The following is a 16,845-nucleotide window of genomic DNA, read 5'->3' on the forward strand; positions in this document are numbered from 1 at the left end:
TACGGTAGACACAGTTTTTGGCCGACGCAAGGGAGGGAGCGGGGATGGAGGAGACGGTGCGGCTGCTGTGGGGGCCGCCCGCCGGGCCGCGACGGGGGCCCAAGCCGGCCCTGAGCCTGGACCGGATCGCCGATGCCGGGGTCGGGATCGCCGATGCGGAGGGGCTGGCGGCGCTGTCCATGCAGCGCGTGGCCGAACGGCTGGGCAAGACCAAGATGTCGCTCTACCGCTACGTTCCCGGCCGGGCCGAACTGGTCGCCCTGATGGTCGAGTCGGCGATCGGCGAACCACCGGGAGCAGCGGCGGGAACTCCGGCCGGCCAGGGCTGGCGGGAGCGGCTCGGCCACTGGGCCCGGTCCCAGGCGGCGGTCTTCCGGCAGCACCCCTGGCTGCTGGACGCCACTCTCGGAGCCCGGGTGATGGGCCCCCGGGAACTCGACTGGACTGAGGAGGCCCTCGGCGCGCTGGAGGGGACGGGCCTGACCGGGGCCGAGCGGCTGGACGCGGTGGTCCTGCTCACCGGGCACGTCCGGGGCATCGCCCAGCAGACCCGCGCCCTGGCGGGCCCCGCGGAGCACCCGCAGGAACCGGAGGAACCGGAGGAACCGGAAGGCCCGGAGGGCTCGGACGAGGCCCCGGAGGACCGGCTGGCCTCGGTGATGCGCCGTCTGACGGGCGACCACGGCGACCGCTACCCGGCGCTGACCGGAGCCCTGGCCGAGGCCGCGGCCCGGCCGGAGGAACGGAACCAGGCACTGGAGTTCGGCCTCGAACGCATCCTGGACGGCCTGGAGGCACTCGTCACCGCACGGAGCCGGGCGTAGGGCCACGACCCCCGCGGGGACCGCGGCACCCGCAGGCCCCGCGGGCACCCTGCCGTATGCACCCCTTCGGGCGGTCTTGCCGCCCGGCGCCGCGGGCCCCGGCCGGACGGCGGGTAGGGCACCTGGTGTGACCTCGACGTTCCGGCACCTGCACGACCGGCTCCTGGCCTCCCAGGTCGGTCTGCTGTGGAACCGGGGCCGGGAGATCGAGCTCATGCACCGGGCGATGGGGTTCGCCGCACTCGGATTCCTCACCCTGGTACCGCTGCTGATCGTCGTGGCCGCCGCCGCTCCGGGCAGCGGGGAGAACTTCGGCCGCTGGTTCGCGCAGGCCCTCGGGGTCACGGCTGCCTCCCAGGCCCAGCTCGAAGCGCTGTTCGGTTCGGCCGACCTGGCCCTGGAACGCACCACGGCGTTCGGCCTGGCCGCCCTCACCGTCTTCGGCCTGACCTTCGGCTCGGCCGTCCAGACCTGCTACGAGAAGATCTGGGACCTGCCCACGGCCCGCTGGCACACCATGTGGCGGCACGTCGTGTGGCTGGCCCTGCTGGTCTGCTACCTCGGCCTGCTGGTACTGATCCCGTCCCCGCCGCACAACCCCGCCGGCACCGTCTCGGGCACCCTCGGGGACCTCATCGGCACCTGCCTGTTCTTCTGGGTCTCGCAACGCGTCCTGCTGGGCGGCCGGGTGCGGTGGCGGCCGCTGCTGCCGGGCGCGGTGGCGACCAGCGCCGGCCTGCTGGGCCTGCGCATCTTCTCCCAGCTGGTGTTCTCGCCACTGATCGCGTCGAACGCCGTCACCTACGGGCCCTTCGGCACCCTCCTGGTCGTGCAGTCCTGGCTGGTCGGCGTCGGCTTCGTGGTCTACGGCGGCGCCCTGCTGGGGCGGATGGTGCACGAGCACATCACCCTCCGCCGGCTGCGGCGCACCGGCGTCCTCCCGCCAGCCGATCCCTCGGCGGAACCACCGACCGAGCCACCGCCGGAGCCACCGCCGGAGCCGCGGACCGACTCTCCGCCGTGACCCTCCGGCGGGCTCCCGGGGCCGACGGTCCCCCGGCCGGCTCCCTCGCACCCACTCCCCCGCCCGGCCCGCGGCACCCTCCCGGTACGGTGATCACTCGATCACCCGATTGGAGCCGTCCCGTGCCCAGCTGGCGCCGCACCCTCACCGCGGCCGACATCGCCGACCCGGCCCTGCGCGCCGACTACACCGCGGCCGCCCGCCGTGTACTCGGCCGTGAGAAGGCCCCGTACCTGGCCCTGCGGCTGCTGGCCGCGCCGCCCCTGGTCCCGTACCTGACGGCGGGTCTGGCCTTCATGAACCTGGTCGACGACATCGCCGAGAACGGCACGGCCGAGGAGCGGTCCGCCGGCCTCGCCGGGCTGGCCGAGGGCCTCGCCGCCGGGGGCGGCACGGATCCGGTCCTGCGGGCGTACGCTCACGCCGTGTCGGTGCGCGGGCTGCCCGGCCACTGGATCACCGACTTCCTGGCGGGCGCGGAGAGCGCCGAGGCCGGCTTCACCGGCTTCGCCGCCGAGGCCGACTTCCAGGCCTACCTCGACGCGTACGCCTGGCCGGGGATCACCGTCTTCACCGGACTGCAGTACCCGGGCGGACCGGACCGGGAACAGGCCGCGGCCTGGCGCCGTTTCGTGGACGCCGCCCAGCGGGTCGACTTCCTCGCCGACCTGGCGGGCGACCTGGCCGCGGGCCGCCTGTGCCTGCCGCTCGACCGGCTGGCGGAACACGGGGTGACCCGCGCCGACCTCGAACAGCACCGCGACACCGCCGCGGTGCGGGCGCTCCTGGCCGGTGAGTGCGCCCTCGCCCGGACCTCGCTCGATGCCGCGCGGGACGTGGTCGGCCACGCCGACCCGGGTCTCCGCCGGGTCGGGCGCACCATGCTGGAGCTGATGGCCCACCAGCTCACGCTGGTCGAACGCGCCGGACCCGCGGCGCTGCGCCGGGACATCGGCTACGGCACGCTGGCCCCCCTGCGCATCCTGACCCGCACCGCCACCGGCCGCTGACCACCGGCGCGGACGACCGGCCGATGGCCACCGGCGGCCGACAGCGGCCGTCGGCCCCGGCCGCCCGGGGGCGCTACCGGAACTCGTGCACGACCTCGATCCTGCCGACGATGTGCGCATTGAACCCGTCCAGCTCCTCCGCCGGCACCCACAGCTCCAGGATCGTCCGGCCTCCCACCTGCTGCACGGGGTAGCGGCCGAGGAACTCCGAATCGACCTCGAAGCGGGTGACGTAGCCGACACCGCTGTGCTTGACGTTCCAGTCCCGCGCGATCCGGATCGCGTAGTCCTCGTTGAGCACCGGGTAGAAGATCGGCTGGTCGGGCAGCCGCGGCGGCCAGGCGCGCCAGTCCGACTCCCGGACCAGCTCCAGCTCCTGGGGACCGGTGGGTCGCCACAGGGTCGTCGTGGGTCGCCGGCCGCTGCTCATCGGGATCACTCCCTGCGCTCGGCGGGCCATCGGCACGGCCCGCGGGAGCCCGGACGATACCGGCGCCCGGCGCACGCCGGCCACCGGGTTTCGGCGGCGCGTCAGCCGGTGAACCGGGTGCGGAGTTCGCGCTTGAGGATCTTTCCGCTGGCGTTGCGCGGGAGGGAGTCGACGAAGAGCACGCGTTTGGGGGCCTTGAAGTGGGCCAGGCGGTCGCGGGCGTGGGCGAGGACCTCCTCCTCCGTCACCGTGCCGCGCGGGACCACGACGGCGGTGACCGCCTCGATCCAGCGGTCGTCCGGCAGGCCGATCACCGCCGCCTCCGCCACTCCCTCGTGGGTGTAGAGGACGTCCTCGACCTGGCGGGAGGCGACCAGGACGCCGCCGGAGTTGATGACGTCCTTCACCCGGTCGACGACCGTGTAGTAGCCCTCCGCGTCGCGGACCGCCAGGTCGCCCGAGCGGAACCAGCCGTCACGGAAGGCGGCTGTGGTGGCCTCGGGGTCGTTCCAGTAGCCCAGGCACAGCTGCCGGGACCGGTAGACCACTTCGCCGGGCGTGCCGTCGGGAACCTCCGTGCCGTCCTCGTCGACGACCTTCGCCTCCACGTGCCGCACGGGACGGCCGCAGGACTCCATCCGGCCCTCGTGCTCGTCCGGTCCGAGGACGGTGGCGAGCGGGCCGATCTCGGACTGGCCGAAGCAGTTGTAGAAGGCGAGGTCCGGCAGCCTGTCCCGGAGGCGTTCCAGGACGGGGACGGGCATGATCGAGGCCCCGTAGTACGCCTTGCGCAGCGCGCCCAGGTCGCGCACGGCGAACTCCGGGTGGTTGGACAGGCCGATCCACACGGTCGGCGGGGCGAACAGGCTGTCGGCGCCGCCCTTCTCCACCAGGTCGAAGACCTGCTCGGCGACCGGGGCGTCCAGGATGGTGTTCTCCGCGCCCACGGCCAGGTAGGGCAGCAGGAAGACGTGCATCTGCGCCGAGTGGTACAGCGGGAGCGAGTGGACCGGACGGTCCTCCTCCGCCAGGTCGAGGGCCTCGACGGCGCTCTCGTACTCGTGGCACAGGGCCTCGTGCGTCATCATCGCGCCCCTGGGCAGCGCGGTGGTCCCCGAGGTGTAGAGGAGCTGGACCAGCGCGGTGGGGTCGGTGGACGGTCCGTACGTGGCCGGGGGCGCGGCCGTCACCTCCTGCAGGGGGCGCACCGGGTACCCGGCGGGGACCTTCCCGGCGAGCTCCGGGTCGGCGAGGACCAAGGCGCTGCCGGAGTTCTCCAGGATGTGGCCCAGGTCCTCGCCCGTGAGGTTCTGGTTGACCGGGACGTGCACCAGCCCGGCCCGGGCACAGGCCAGACAGGCGATCAGGTAGGCGTCGGAGTTGTGGGCGAAGGTGGCGACCCGGTCGCCCGGGGCCAGTCCCCAGGGGCCGCGGAGCAGGGCGGCCGCGGCGGATACGGCCGCGTCGAGCGCGGCGTACGTCCAGCTGCGGTCGCGGTGGCGGACGGCCGTCCGGTCCGGGACCCGCGCCGCGGTGTCCCGGACCAGGCCGTCGACGGTGTTGTGCCGGATCTGCCGCTGCTTCGTCACGCCGACCTCGTCTCACCCGTGGGACACCTGGGGGGTACCACACGGGATGCTGACAGATCGGCGCGCCGCCCGCAGGACTTCGGCCCGTCTCGCGGGCTCACGGAGTCACGCGCTCAAGGGCTCAGGGGCGCAAGTGCTCGGGGAGCCGAGGGCACAGGGGCCCGAGGCACGGGAGCACAAGGGCACACGGCTCAGGGGCACAGGGGCACACGGCTCAGGGGCTCACCGCGAGGAAGAGGTACGCGGCGAGGATGACCAGGTGGACTCCGGCCTGGAGGAGGGTGGCCCGGCCGGGGACCACGGTCAGCGCGCCGACGACCACGGTGAGGGCGAGCAGCACCATGTGGGTCGGGCCGAGCCCGAGGACGAGCGGTCCGGACAGCCACACGGTGGCCAGTGCGATGGCCGGGATGGTGAGGCCGATGCTGGCGATGGAGGAGCCGTAGGCCAGGTTGAGGCTGGTCTGGACACGGCCGCGGCGGGCGGCGCGGACGGCCGCGAGGGTTTCGGGGAGCAGCACCAGCAGGGCGATGACCACGCCGACGAAGGCCTGCGGGAGTCCCGCGTCCGCCACGACCGACTCGATGGTGGGCGAGACGGCCTTCGCGTCGCCGACGACGGCGACCAGGGCCACCAGCAGCAGGCCGAAACTGACCACGGCGGCGCGGAGGGCGGGCGGCTCCGCGTGCTCCTCTTCGGAGGAAGGGGTACCGGTCTCCACCGGGAGGAAGTAGTCCCGGTGCCGGACGGTCTGGACGCCGACGAACAGCGCGTAGAGGGCGAGCGAGGCCACGGCGGCGAAGGCGAGCTGGCCGGTGGAGAACTCGGGGCCGGGCTTGCTGGTGGTGAAGGTGGGCAGGACGAGGCTCAGCACGGCGAGGGTGGCGACGGTGGCGAGGGCGCCGCCGGAACCCTCGGCGTTGAAGACGGCGACCCGGTTGCGGAGGGCAGCGACGAGCAGGGACAGGCCGACGATGCCGTTGCAGGTGATCATCACCGCGGCGAAGACGGTGTCGCGGGCGAGGGTGGCCGTCTTGGGGCCGCCGTCGGCCATCAAGGTGACGATCAGGGCCACTTCGATGACCGTGACGGCGACGGCGAGGACCAGCGAACCGAAGGGTTCGCCGACCCGGTGGGCCACCACCTCCGCGTGGTGGACCGCGGCCAGGACGGCTCCGGCCAGGCAGAGCGCGACCAGTCCCACCGCCCAGCCGGGCATGGCCCGGCCCCAGCTGAGGATCAGCGCGACGAGCGCCACGAAGGGGACCACCAGGGTCCAGTCGGTCAGGGGCGATCTCCGCGTTGCCGTACTCATGCCCCCAAACTGCCATGATGACCGCGCTCGGGTCGAACCCGACACCGTACGGACTGCCGGGTGCGGGCCGGCCGGGGTCACATCGGGTGTCACATCGGGTGTCACATGGGGCGGTCGTGGCCCTCCCAGTACGGGTCGCGCAGCCGCCGCTTGTAGAGCTTGCCGTTGGGGTCGCGCGGCATGGCGGCGATGAAGTCCACGCTCTTGGGGCGCTTGTAGCCGGCGAGGCGGCGCCCGCAGTGGTCGAGGATCTCGGCGGCCAGGGCCGGTCCGGGCGTGAAGCCCTCGGCGGGTTCGACGACCGCCTTGACCTCCTCGCCCCAGTCGGCGTGCGGAATGCCGAAGGCGGCGGCGTCGGCCACGGCGGGATGGGCGAGCAGCGCGGACTCGATCTCGGCGGGGTAGATGTTGACCCCGCCCGAGATGATCATGTCGATCTTGCGGTCGCGGAGGAACAGGTAGCCCTCTTCGTCGAGGACACCGAGGTCGCCGACGGTGAAGAAGTCCCCGATGCGGTTGTTGCGGGTCTTGCCCTCGTCCTTGTGGTAGCTGAAGCCGCCGGTGCTCATCTTCATGTAGACGGTGCCGAGTTCGCCCGCGGGCAGCCGGTTGCCGTCGTCGTCGAAGACGGCGAGCTCGCTGATCGGCCAGGCCTTGCCGACGGTGCCGGGCTTCTTCAGCCATTCCTCGGCGGTGGCGAACGCGCCGCCGCCCTCGCTGGCCGCGTAGTACTCCTCCACGCACCGGCCCCACCAGTCGATCATGGCCCGCTTGACGTGGTCGGGGCAGGGCGCGGCGCCGTGGATGGCGTGCCGCATCGAGGACACGTCGTAGGCGTCCCTGGTCGGTTGCGGGAGCGCGAGCAGGCGGTGGAACTGGGTGGGGACCATGTGGGTGTGGGTGGCCCGGTGGGTGTCGATGAGGCGGAGCATCTCCTCCGGGGTCCACTTGTCCATCAGCACCAGCGGGTGCCCGATGTGCAGGGACGCGCCGGCGAACTGGAGCACGGCCGTGTGGTAGAGCGGCGAGCAGACCAGGTGCACGTTGCCGTCGAAGGGGCGGATGCCGAAGATGGCGAGGAAGCCGCCGAGGTAGGTCTCCTCCGGGAGCTTGCCGGGCAGCGGGCGGCGGATGCCGCGCGGCCGGCCGGTGGTGCCGGAGGTGTAGTTCATCACCCAGCCGAGGGTGCGCTCCTCGGGGGCGGTGTCCGGCTGCCCGTCGAGGAGTTCGGCGTACGGGCGGAAGCCGGCGACGGTTCCGACGGCGTAGCGGTGGCTCGCGGGCAGTGCCGCCTCGTCGGCGGCGGCTCCGGCGGCCTCGGCGAACCGTTCGTGGGCGATGAGCACCTTGGCGCCGGAGTCGGAGACGATCCAGGCGATCTCGGGGCCGACCAGGTGGTGGTTGACGGGGACGAGGTAGAAGCCGGCCTGGGAGGCGGCGAGGTAGGCGGTGAAGAACTCGACGCCGTTGGGGAGGACGACGGCGAAGGCGTCGCCGCGTTCCAGGCCGGCGGCGCGCAGGCCGTGCACGAGGCGGTTGGCGGCGGCGTGCAGCCGGCCGGCGGACCACTGCTCTCCGTCCGGAGCGGTGAGCACGACACGTTCGGGGTCGGCGGCGGCCTGGGCCCAGAATCCGTTCGGCACCTCGGCGGCGGGCGCGGGCGCCGCCGACTCGGTCGTGGCGGGCGCCGTAGTGGCGGGTGCGGTCTTGGCGGGCTCGGTCATGGCGGGCTCGCTCCTCCTCAGGCTCGGCCGGCGATGCGGTTGATGCGGTCGACCGCCCGCTCGAATCCGCGGGTGAGGTCGTCGAACACGGCCTGGACGCTGCGTTCGCTGTTCATCCGGCCGACGATCTGGCCGACGGGGGTGCCGAGCAGGGGCTGGACCCCGTACTTCTGGATGCGGGAGACGGCGTCGGCGACCAGGAGGCCCTGGAGCGGCATGGGGAGGGCACCCGGGCCGTTCGGGTCGTCCCAGGCATCGGTCCATTCGGTGCGGAGCTGGCGGGCGGGCTTGCCGGTGAGGGCCCGGGAGCGGACGGTGTCGCCGCTGCCGGCGGCGAGCAGCTTCTCGGTGAGGGCGCGGGAGTGGAGGTCGGCCTCGGTGGTGGTGAGCCAGAGGGAGCCGAGCCAGACGCCCTGGGCGCCCAGCGCCAGGCCGGCGGCGGCCTGTTCGCCGCTGCCGATGCCGCCGGCGGCGAGCACCGGCAGCGGGGCCACGGCCTCGGCGATCTCGGGGACCAGGACCATGGTGGCGATGTCGCCCGTGTGGCCGCCGGCCTCGTAGCCCTGGGCCACGACGATGTCGATGCCGGCGTCGGCGTGCCGGCGGGCGTGCTTGGCGCTGCCGGCCAGGGCGGCGACGAGCACACCGTGGTCGTGGGCGCGGGCGATGACGTCGGCGGGCGGGGAGCCCAGGGCGTTGGCGAGCAGCCGGATGGGGTAGTCGAACGCGACGTCGAGCTGGTTGCGGGCGACCTGTTCCATCCAGCCGGTGATGCGCCAGCCGGACGCCTCCCCCTCGGGCAGTGCGGGCACGTCGTACTTGGCGAGGGTGTCCCGGACGAACTCGCGGTGTCCGGCGGGGATCATCGCCTCGACGTCGGCCTCGGTGACACCGTCCACGGCCTTCTTGGCGGGCATGACCACGTCCAGGCCGTACGGCTTGCCGTCGGTGTGGGCCTGCATCCAGTCGAGGTCGCGCCGGAGTTCGTCGGGGGCGGTGTAGCGGACCGCGCCCAGGACGCCGAAGCCGCCGGCGCGGGTGATGGCGGCGGCGACCGCGGGGAAGGGCGTGAAGCCGAAGATGGCGTGCTCGACTCCCAGTTTCTTGCTCAGCTCCGTCTCCATGGGGCGCAGGATGCCGCAGTGCGGCGGCCGAGGGAAGAGGTTTTCTGATGCAGCGTCAGATTCTTTGCGGGCCGGTCGGGGCACCAGGTGCCGGGCGGACGGGCAGATAACCGTTAGCGTGCGCGAGGACGGACAGGAGGGCGGCTCATGAACGGGGAGACGGGGGCGTACGGAGGGGCGTGCGCGGACACGGGCACGGCCGGAGTCGGGGCCGGGCAGGCAGGTTCGGCCGCGGGCGGGCAGGCGGGTCCGACTGGGGCCCGGCAGGCGGGCTCCGCCGCGAGCAGGTGCGCGGACTCGGCCGGGGTCGGGCAGGCTGCTTCCGCCGCGAGCGGATGCGCGGGTTCGGCCGGGGGCGGGCTGAGCAGGCGGCGGCTCGGGGCGCGGCTGCTGGCGCTGGGCGGTGTGGTGCTGCTCGGTGCCGCGCTGCCCGGGAGCGCCGGGGCCGCGGGCGGGCCCGCCGAGCGGCGGGCCTTGCAGGGGCTGCGGCTGCGGTACGGATCGGCCCGGCAGGCGGGCCTGGTGGAACGGCACCTGGAGGCGGTGGCGGACCAGGCCCGGCGCTTCCTCGGCCCGTCCCCCGAACACCCCTACTACGCGGGGGCCGTGGTCCTCGCCGGGCGGGGCCGTACGGTCGCGCTGCACCGCGCGATGGGGGACGCGGTCCGGTACGCCGACTACGACGGCCGGACCGACCGGCCGCGCGAGTTCCCCGCGGCGGAGCGGATCGCGGTGGCGGAGGGCACCGTCTTCGACCTCGCCTCGCTGACCAAGCTGTTCACCTCGGTGCTCGCGGTGCAGCAGATGGAACGCGGACGGCTGGACCTGGAGGCCCGGGTGGACCGGTACCTGCCCGGCTTCACCGGCGGCGGCAAGGAACTGATCACGGTCCGTCAGCTGCTCACCCACACCTCGGGGCTGCGCTCGTGGGCGCCCTTCTACCAGGAGTCCACCCGGGAGGGTCGGCTGCGGCTGCTGTGGTCGGTACGACCGCAGGACACGCCCGGCACCGTCTACCGCTACTCGGACCTGAACCTGATCGCGCTGCAACTGCTCCTGGAACGGATCACCGGCCGCACTCTGGATGTCCTGCTCCACGACGAGATCACCGCTCCGCTCGGGATGCACCGCACGCGCTACAACCCACCGCTCTCCTGGCGCCGTACCATCGCCGCCACCGAGGTACAGCGGCCACCCTGGTCCGGTGTGGACCGCGGCCTGGTCTGGGGCGAGGTCCACGACGAGAACGCGTACGCCCTCGGCGGTGTCGCCGGCCACGCCGGCATCTTCGGCACCGCCTGGGACCTGGCGGTCCTGGCCCGGACCCTGCTCGACGGCGGCTGCTACGCCGGCAAGCGGATCCTCCGCCCCGCCTCCGTCGAGCTGCTGTTCACGGACTTCAACACCGCCTTCCCCGGCCACGACCACGGCCTGGGCTTCGAGCTCTACCAGCACTGGTACATGGGCGCGATGGCCACCCCGCACTCCGCCGGCCACACCGGATTCACCGGCACCTCCCTCGTCCTGGACCCGTCCTCCGACTCCTTCCTCGTCCTGCTGGGCAACTCGGTCCACCCGGTGCGCACCTGGCGGGCCGGCAGCGCCCCCCGCGTCGCCGTCGGCAACGCCTTCGCCCGCGCCGTGCCGGTCCGCACCCGGCACGGCGGCGCCGCCTGGTTCTCCGGCATGGCCCCGGGCGGTTCCGGCACCCTCACCCTGCCCCCGGTCACCCCGTCCGGCGACGGCGCCCGGCTGCGCTGCGCCGTCTGGTGGGACACGGTGCCCGGCGAGGGCGCGCTGACCCTCGAAGCCTCGGCCGACGGTGTGGCATGGACCCCCGTGCCCTTCACGACCGTACGCGCCACCGGCGGCAGCCCCGAGCAGTGGCCGGGCGGCACCGTGGGCGGCTGGTCGGGGCGGATCTGGCACCGCCTGGAGGCGCCCCTCACCGCCTGGGCCGGGCGGGAGGTCCGGCTCCGGTTCCGCCACACCGCAACCGGCCGGTACGTGGGTCGCGGGGTGTACCTGGACGTGCTGCGGATCTCGGAGCGGGCCGGGTCCCCGCTGTTCGCCGAGGACCGTCCGCAGGACGCGGCCCGGATCGAGGCGGCCGGCTGGACCCGTTCCACCGACTGAGCCGGACCCGCGACAACCGCAGCGGACACCGAAGGAGGACGCAGGACCGTGCAGCAGCCGCCCCGGCCGCCCCAACCGGATGGTCAGCCTGCCGGGCCCGGCCGGCCGGGCCGACCCGCCCGCGGTCGGTCCGGTCCCACCCGGACCTTCGGTGCTCCGGCGGCCTCGCTCACCGCGCTGATGGCCCTGCTCACCGTGGTCACCGGCCTGGTCGAGGCGGCCAGCCTGCTCGCGCTCGGCACCGTTTTCACGGGCATGCAGACCGGGAACGTGCTGTTCCTGGCCTTCGGCACGCTCGGCGAGGGCGGGCTGTCGGTCGTCGGCCCCGCCACCTCACTGGGCGCGTTCGTCCTCGGTGCACTGGCCGCAGCCCGCCTGGAACGGCGGCTGGAGGCCGAACGGCACCGCTGGTTCGTCATCGCCCTGCTCATCGAGGCGGTGCTGGTGGCCGGGGCCGCCGTGACCGCCTGGGACCTGCCCCCGGTGCGCTCCTCCCCCACCGGCCGCCATCTCGCCACCATCGCCCTGCTGGCGGCGACGATGGGCATGCGCAACGTCACGGCGATGCGGGTCAGCGTCCCCGACATGCCCACCACCCTGGCGACCCGTGCCATGACCGCGTTCGTCGCGGGCTCCGCGCTCGGCCACGACCCGGCGTTCGGCCACGCGCGGGGGGCCACCGCCCGGCGGGCCGGTTCGGTCGTCGCGATGTTCGCCGGCGGCCTGGCGGGCGCCCTCTGCATCCACCGGGGCTGGCCGCTGCAGTCACTGCTGCTGACCGCTGCCGCCCTGTCCCTGCTGGCGGCGCTCGCCCGCGTACCGCAGCCGCGGCTGGCCACGACCCGATGAGCCCGGGTGCGGTCAGGGCAGCGTCCAGATCTGCCGCGTGACGAGGTAGAAGACCACGACCCAGAACACGGTCACCGCGGCGACGATACCCAGACCCCTGAGGTTGACCCTGGCGGCGGGTTCGTCCGCCGGCGGCCACAGCCAGCGCTTGAGCAGCCGGTTCACGTAGTAGGGCATCGTGAAGAAGCTCATGGTGAAGCTCGACAGCAGGTTGCCCACGAGGAGCCCGAGCCAGAGCGGCCACTTCAGCGGCGACAGCAGGAGCGTGAGCAGGACGACGGTCGGGTACAGGCCCACCCAGACCGCGATGGCCGTCTTGGTCTCCGAGGGCGGCGGCACTTCCTTGCCGTTCTCCTCGAAGGCGAACCAGCTCCCGAACGAGTTGTCGATCGTGCGCAGCTTGAAGTCGTCGAACCTCTTGCCCTCGGCGAGGAGTTCCTGCCGTCTCTGCGAGGTCAGCCAGGCGTCGAGGTGCTCGGCGTTGTCGTACCGGTACAGGGTGGTCCATTCGTCCTGGAGTCCCTCGACCGGGCGGAAGACCTCGGTCCCGCGGAACCCCTCGAACTTGCCCTCCTCCTCGGTCATACGGCTCTGCCAGGCGAGGAAGTCGTCGACCAGGTGCGGGGCGATGCGGTGGGTGACCACGACGGTGACGAGCGGGTCCGCGGGCTGCGTGCCGCCGCTGATCACCTGCTGGGTCCCGGGGCCGTCGAAGTACTTCTCGCCGATGTCGAGGAGCCGCTGCCGGGTGGCGCCGTTGATCCACGCCTGCAGATGGGCGATCGAGTCGAACCGGTAGACGACGACCCAGTCGGGCTGCAGGGCCGTCGGCCGGGACACCTCGGCGCCGAGGTGTCCGGGGTACCGGGCGGCGGCGGCGTTGACGTCCTCCTGCCACTTCTCGTACTCCCGGTCCATTCCCGGCCTGATCGTGTGACCGATGATCACCGTCGCGGCGTCGGTGCCGCTCCCCGCGTGCCGATCGGTGGTCATCGTCCCGGTCCCGTCCGCGCCGACCTGCCTTCACCGATCCGGCTGTAGATGCGTTCCGGGGTCAGGGGCAGCTCGCGGAAGCGGACGCCCGTGGCGTCGCGGAGGGCGTTCGCCAGGGCGGGGGCCACCGGATTGATGCAGCATTCGGCCATTCCCTTGGCGTGCATGGGTCCGACGGAGTCCGACGAGCCCACCAGCAGCAGTTCGGTGCGGGGCACGTCGGCGTACGTGGGGATCCGGTAGTTGCGCAGGTTCGGGTTGACCATGGCGCCGTCCGCGTCGATCCGGTGGTTCTCGGTCAGGGCGAATCCGATGCCCTGGGCGACACCGCCGTCCACCTGGCCGCGGACCTGCTCGGGGTTGATCAGCACACCGGCGTCGGCCGCGTGGACGCTGTACAGGACACGGATCTCGCCCGTCACGGGGTGGACGGCGATGCGGAAGCCCTGGGTGTTGGAGGTCACGCTGCGGGGCGATCCGTATGCCTTGCGGGCCGCGCTGAAGCGGATGCCGCGCGCCCGGGCGACGGCGACGAGCTCGGCCAGCGGGACGCGGTCGTCCCCGCAGACGACGTGTTCGTGGTCCATCGTGCACATCACGGGGTGGACCCCCGTGTGCGCGGCGGCGAACTCCAGGATGCGGTCGCGCACCGCGTTGGCCGCGCGCTGCACCGCATTGCCCGCCACGAACAGTCCGGCGCTGGCGAACGCGCCGGTGTCGAATCCCGTGCGGTCGGTGTCGGACTGCACCAGGCGGATCCGCGACGGGGTGGTGCCGAGCTGGTTGGCCGCGATCTGCACGTGCGCGGTGGACGTGCCCTCGCCGAATTCGACGGTGCCGACGGCCAGTTCGTACACGAGGTCGTCGCCGAGGGTGATCCATGCCTCGGAGATGTGGTCGGTCGGGGGCGCGGTCTCGTGCAGGGAGCTCGCGACGCCGACGCCGAGGAGCCAACCGGGGCCCGGGGAGGGCTGGTCGGAGGTGCGGGCCAGGGCGCCGGCCACGAGGTCGATGCACTTGGACAGCCCGTCCTCGTTGAACATCACGTCGTCGGGGCCGTCGTGCAGGGCGATGAGGGAGTCGCCGGGGCGCACGATGTTGCGGCGTCTCAGGTCGAGCGGATCCATGTGCAGGGCGAGGGCCAGTTCGTCCATGGCCGATTCCACGGCGAAGGCCGGCTGGGTCATCCCGTAGCCGCGCAGCGCGCCGCTGGGAACGGTGTTGGTGTAGACGGAATAGGCGTCGTACTTCTTGTTGGGACAGCGGTAGATCATGACGGCGGCGCCGCCCGCGTACAGCGTCTCGCCCCCGTGGTTGCCGTAGGCGCCGGTGTTGGACACGTTCCGCACCTGGAAGGCCGTGAGCGTACCGTCCGCCTTCGCGCCGAGCTTGACCGTCAGCTTCATCGGGTGCCGGGGCGAAGCGGTGGTGAACTCCTCCTCGCGGGTGTACTCGAAGCAGACGGGACGCCCGGTGTCCAGGGCGGCGAGCGCGGCGAGGTCCTCCGAGATGACCTCCTGCTTTCCGCCGAAGCCTCCGCCGACGCGCTTGCAGAACACGCGGACCTGGTCCGGGCGGAGCGCGAACAGGTACTCCAGTTTGACCTTGGCGATCGACGGCGACTGCGAACTGGTGCGCACGTTCAGCCGGCCGTCCTCCATCCAGGCGATCGAGCCGTGGGTTTCGAGGTGTACGTGCTGGACGCGCGGCGAGAAGTAGGTACCTTCGTGGACCACGTCGGCGGCGGCGAAGCCCGCCTCGACGTCGCCGATGTGCGTGTGGACCTCCAGCAGGAGGTTGTGGACGGAGTCCCGGACGAACGGGTCCTCCGATCCGTGCAGTTGGGGTGCCCCGTCGGCCATGGCCTCCTCGGGGTCAAGAACCGCCGGCAGCACCTCGTACTCCACGGCCACCTTGCGGCAGCCCTCCTCCGCCGCGCCGACCGTGTCGGCGAGGACGGCGACGACGCGCTGGCCGACGAAACGGACCGTGTCGTCGAGGATGTAGGTGTCGTCCGGGTCGACGAGGTGGTCGGTGTGGATCGCCGTGGTGAACCGTCTGCGCGGCACGTCCTCCCAGGTGTAGACGCGGTGCACGCCGGGGACGGCGAGCGCGGCGGTCTTGTCGACCGAGACGATCCGGGCGTGCGCGTGGGGCGAGTGCAGCACCTTGAGGTGCAGCATTCCCTCCATGTGCGTGTCCATGGTGAACTCGGCCCGGCCCGTCACCACGTCCTCGGCGGCCGGCGCGCCGACGCTCGTCCCGACCGCCTTTCCCGGTGCGGCCGTCTCGACTCCGGTGACGCCCTTCACGGCGTCCTCGATCCCCCGGTAACCGGTGCAGCGGCAGAGGTTGCCCTTCAGCGCCCGCGGCAGGTCCTGCTTCTGCTCCTCGGTGAAGGTGGCCGAGGTCATGATCATTCCTGCGGTGCAGAAACCGCACTGGAACCCCGGGGCGTCGCGGAACCGCCGCTGTACGGGATGCAGGTCGCCGGGTGATCCGAGCCCCTCGATCGTGGTCACCTCGCGGCCCTCCGCCCGGAAGGCGGGGGTGATGCAGCTGTGTACCGGGGCGCCGTCCAGCCACACCGTGCACGCGCCGCAGTCCCCGGCGTCACAGCCCTTCTTGACGCCGTGGTGGCCGAGCGACCGCAGGAAGGTCCGCAGGCACTGGCCGGGGGCGGGCTCCTCGGCGAAGTGCTTGCCGTTCACGGTGTACGTCATGGCAGGTCTCCGGACATCAGTTCGCGCCGGATCTCCTCGGCGAAGTACTTCGTCAGGTGGCGGCGGTGGTCGGGGGTGCCGTTCGGATCGGCGAACCAGACGTCGGCGGCGATGACGTCGATGCTCTCCTGCAGCGTGCCGGCGTCGGGCACGGTGGCGAAGGCCATTCGCACGGGCCGGGTGGTGCCCGCGGTGACGGTGAGCATCAGGTCGCCGGTTCCCGGCGTGTGGGTACCGATGAGGAACACCGTCGAGCGGCCGAGCCGGGTGAGGGAGAAGCGCCGGTGTGCGGCGCGTTTGCGCAGGGCGCGCGCCGGGATGCGGACGCGGCGCAGGATTTCCCCGGGTGTGAGGACGTTCAGGTGGTCGCCGGTCACGAAGTCGAGGGCGTCGACCCTGCGCACGGATCCGTCCGGTGCCCACAGCTCGTACTCGGCCTCCAGGGCGACGGTCAGCGTGATCATCGGGCCGGCCGGCAGGGACATGCAGATGTTGCCGCCGACGGTGGCGGAGTTCCAGACCTTGAACGACGACAGGAACGCCTCGCAGCTCTTCGCGATCAGGCCGCCCGCGGTCCAGTCCGCGGGCGGCCTGAAGGCGTACAGGTCGCGGATGGTGCACGTGGCGCCGATCTCCAGGCCCGCGTCACCCGGGACGAGCGGGTCCCAGCCGAGCGCCGTCAGGTCGACGAGGCGGTGCAGGTCCGGCTGCTCCGCGGAGTAGAGCCAGGTCCCGCCCGCGAGCCAGGCGTCGCCTTCGTGCCAGATCGCGCCCGGCCGGTCGGGCGGACGCCGGACGACTTCGGTGATCGTGTTGAGGTCCATGGGAATTGCTCTCCCTCACGACGACGGTCGTACGACGGTCGTCCGAGGGACCACCTGCGGGCCCGGCCGACCGGAGCGCTGTACCGCTCGCAGGCCGGGCAGTCCCGGAAGAAGAGTGCGGTACGTGCCGGCGGCGGCACGGGTTCCGGGGCGACGGAACCGTGGTGTCCGCTGCGGTCGAACCGCTGGAGGAGAGCCGTGGGCCCGGCGCGATTCCCTTCCAGCCTATGCAGAACGGGCCGGTACCGCCCAGTCGAGGCTTCGCGGTGCACGTCCGGCG

Annotated in this window: 13 protein-coding genes; 5 read left to right on the forward strand and 8 right to left on the reverse strand. The window is 72.8% G+C overall.

All coding sequences use genetic code 11. The annotated features are described in order from the left end of the window. The first annotated feature begins 44 nt into the window (after positions 1-44). From AB0O36_RS07235 to AB0O36_RS07245, 3 genes are all read left to right on the forward strand, one after another. Complete coding sequence (locus AB0O36_RS07235; RefSeq protein ID WP_365105305.1) at positions 45-824, forward strand: TetR/AcrR family transcriptional regulator C-terminal domain-containing protein; 780 nt, start codon at positions 45-47, stop codon at positions 822-824. A 127-nt stretch (positions 825-951) separates the two neighbouring features. Further along, the gene (locus tag AB0O36_RS07240; RefSeq protein WP_365105308.1) at positions 952-1,848 is read left to right on the forward strand and encodes a YhjD/YihY/BrkB family envelope integrity protein; all 897 of its coding nucleotides are present in this window, start codon (positions 952-954) and stop codon (positions 1,846-1,848) included. A 122-nt stretch (positions 1,849-1,970) separates the two neighbouring features. Beyond that, the gene (locus AB0O36_RS07245; protein ID WP_365105311.1) at positions 1,971-2,858 is read left to right on the forward strand and encodes a squalene/phytoene synthase family protein; all 888 of its coding nucleotides are present in this window, start codon (positions 1,971-1,973) and stop codon (positions 2,856-2,858) included. 73 nt (positions 2,859-2,931) lie between these two features. Here the strand turns inward: AB0O36_RS07245 and AB0O36_RS07250 are convergent, their stop codons facing one another. The 5 genes from AB0O36_RS07250 to AB0O36_RS07270 form a co-directional block, all read right to left on the reverse strand. Continuing rightward, positions 2,932-3,288, reverse strand: coding sequence for a hypothetical protein (locus tag AB0O36_RS07250; RefSeq protein ID WP_365105314.1), 357 nt, complete (start codon positions 3,286-3,288; stop codon positions 2,932-2,934). A 101-nt stretch (positions 3,289-3,389) separates the two neighbouring features. Continuing rightward, on the reverse strand, positions 3,390-4,877 hold the full coding sequence (locus AB0O36_RS07255; protein ID WP_365105316.1) for an AMP-binding protein: 1,488 nt from the start codon (positions 4,875-4,877) through the stop codon (positions 3,390-3,392). A gap of 214 nt (positions 4,878-5,091) precedes the next feature. After that, positions 5,092-6,192 (reverse strand): ionic transporter y4hA, encoded by a 1,101-nt coding sequence (locus tag AB0O36_RS07260; RefSeq protein WP_365105318.1) that lies wholly within the window; start codon positions 6,190-6,192, stop codon positions 5,092-5,094. Between the two features lie 101 nt (positions 6,193-6,293). Next, positions 6,294-7,916, reverse strand: a complete 1,623-nt coding sequence (locus AB0O36_RS07265) for an acyl-CoA synthetase (RefSeq protein WP_365105321.1) — start codon at positions 7,914-7,916, stop codon at positions 6,294-6,296. Between the two features lie 17 nt (positions 7,917-7,933). Further along, positions 7,934-9,040, reverse strand: a complete 1,107-nt coding sequence (locus tag AB0O36_RS07270) for a nitronate monooxygenase family protein (protein WP_365105324.1) — start codon at positions 9,038-9,040, stop codon at positions 7,934-7,936. 147 nt (positions 9,041-9,187) lie between these two features. Here AB0O36_RS07270 and AB0O36_RS07275 point away from each other — a divergent pair, with 147 nt between their 5' ends. Beyond that, positions 9,188-11,176 (forward strand): serine hydrolase, encoded by a 1,989-nt coding sequence (locus AB0O36_RS07275; RefSeq protein ID WP_365105327.1) that lies wholly within the window; start codon positions 9,188-9,190, stop codon positions 11,174-11,176. Positions 11,177-11,224: 48 nt separating this feature from the next. After that, a complete protein-coding gene (locus AB0O36_RS07280) occupies positions 11,225-12,025 on the forward strand; it encodes a YoaK family protein (protein ID WP_365105329.1) in 801 nt (266 codons plus the stop codon). A gap of 12 nt (positions 12,026-12,037) precedes the next feature. Here the strand turns inward: AB0O36_RS07280 and AB0O36_RS07285 are convergent, their stop codons facing one another. From AB0O36_RS07285 to AB0O36_RS07295, 3 genes are read right to left on the reverse strand one after another with little or no spacing between them, the layout of a single operon-like run. Further along, the gene (locus AB0O36_RS07285; protein WP_365105332.1) at positions 12,038-13,018 is read right to left on the reverse strand and encodes an antibiotic biosynthesis monooxygenase; all 981 of its coding nucleotides are present in this window, start codon (positions 13,016-13,018) and stop codon (positions 12,038-12,040) included. Beyond that, a complete protein-coding gene (locus AB0O36_RS07290) occupies positions 13,015-15,741 on the reverse strand; it encodes a molybdopterin cofactor-binding domain-containing protein (RefSeq protein WP_365105335.1) in 2,727 nt (908 codons plus the stop codon). Before AB0O36_RS07290 ends, AB0O36_RS07285 begins: the two co-directional genes overlap by 4 nt. Then, positions 15,738-16,565: an FAD binding domain-containing protein gene (locus AB0O36_RS07295; protein WP_365105338.1), complete on the reverse strand. Its 828-nt coding sequence runs from the start codon at positions 16,563-16,565 to the stop codon at positions 15,738-15,740. The genes AB0O36_RS07290 and AB0O36_RS07295 overlap by 4 nt, the downstream gene beginning before the upstream one ends. Positions 16,566-16,845: the final 280 nt, after the last annotated feature.

The sequence above is a fragment of the Streptomyces sp. NPDC089799 genome (assembly GCF_040684755.1).
GTDB lineage: Bacteria > Actinomycetota > Actinomycetes > Streptomycetales > Streptomycetaceae > Streptomyces.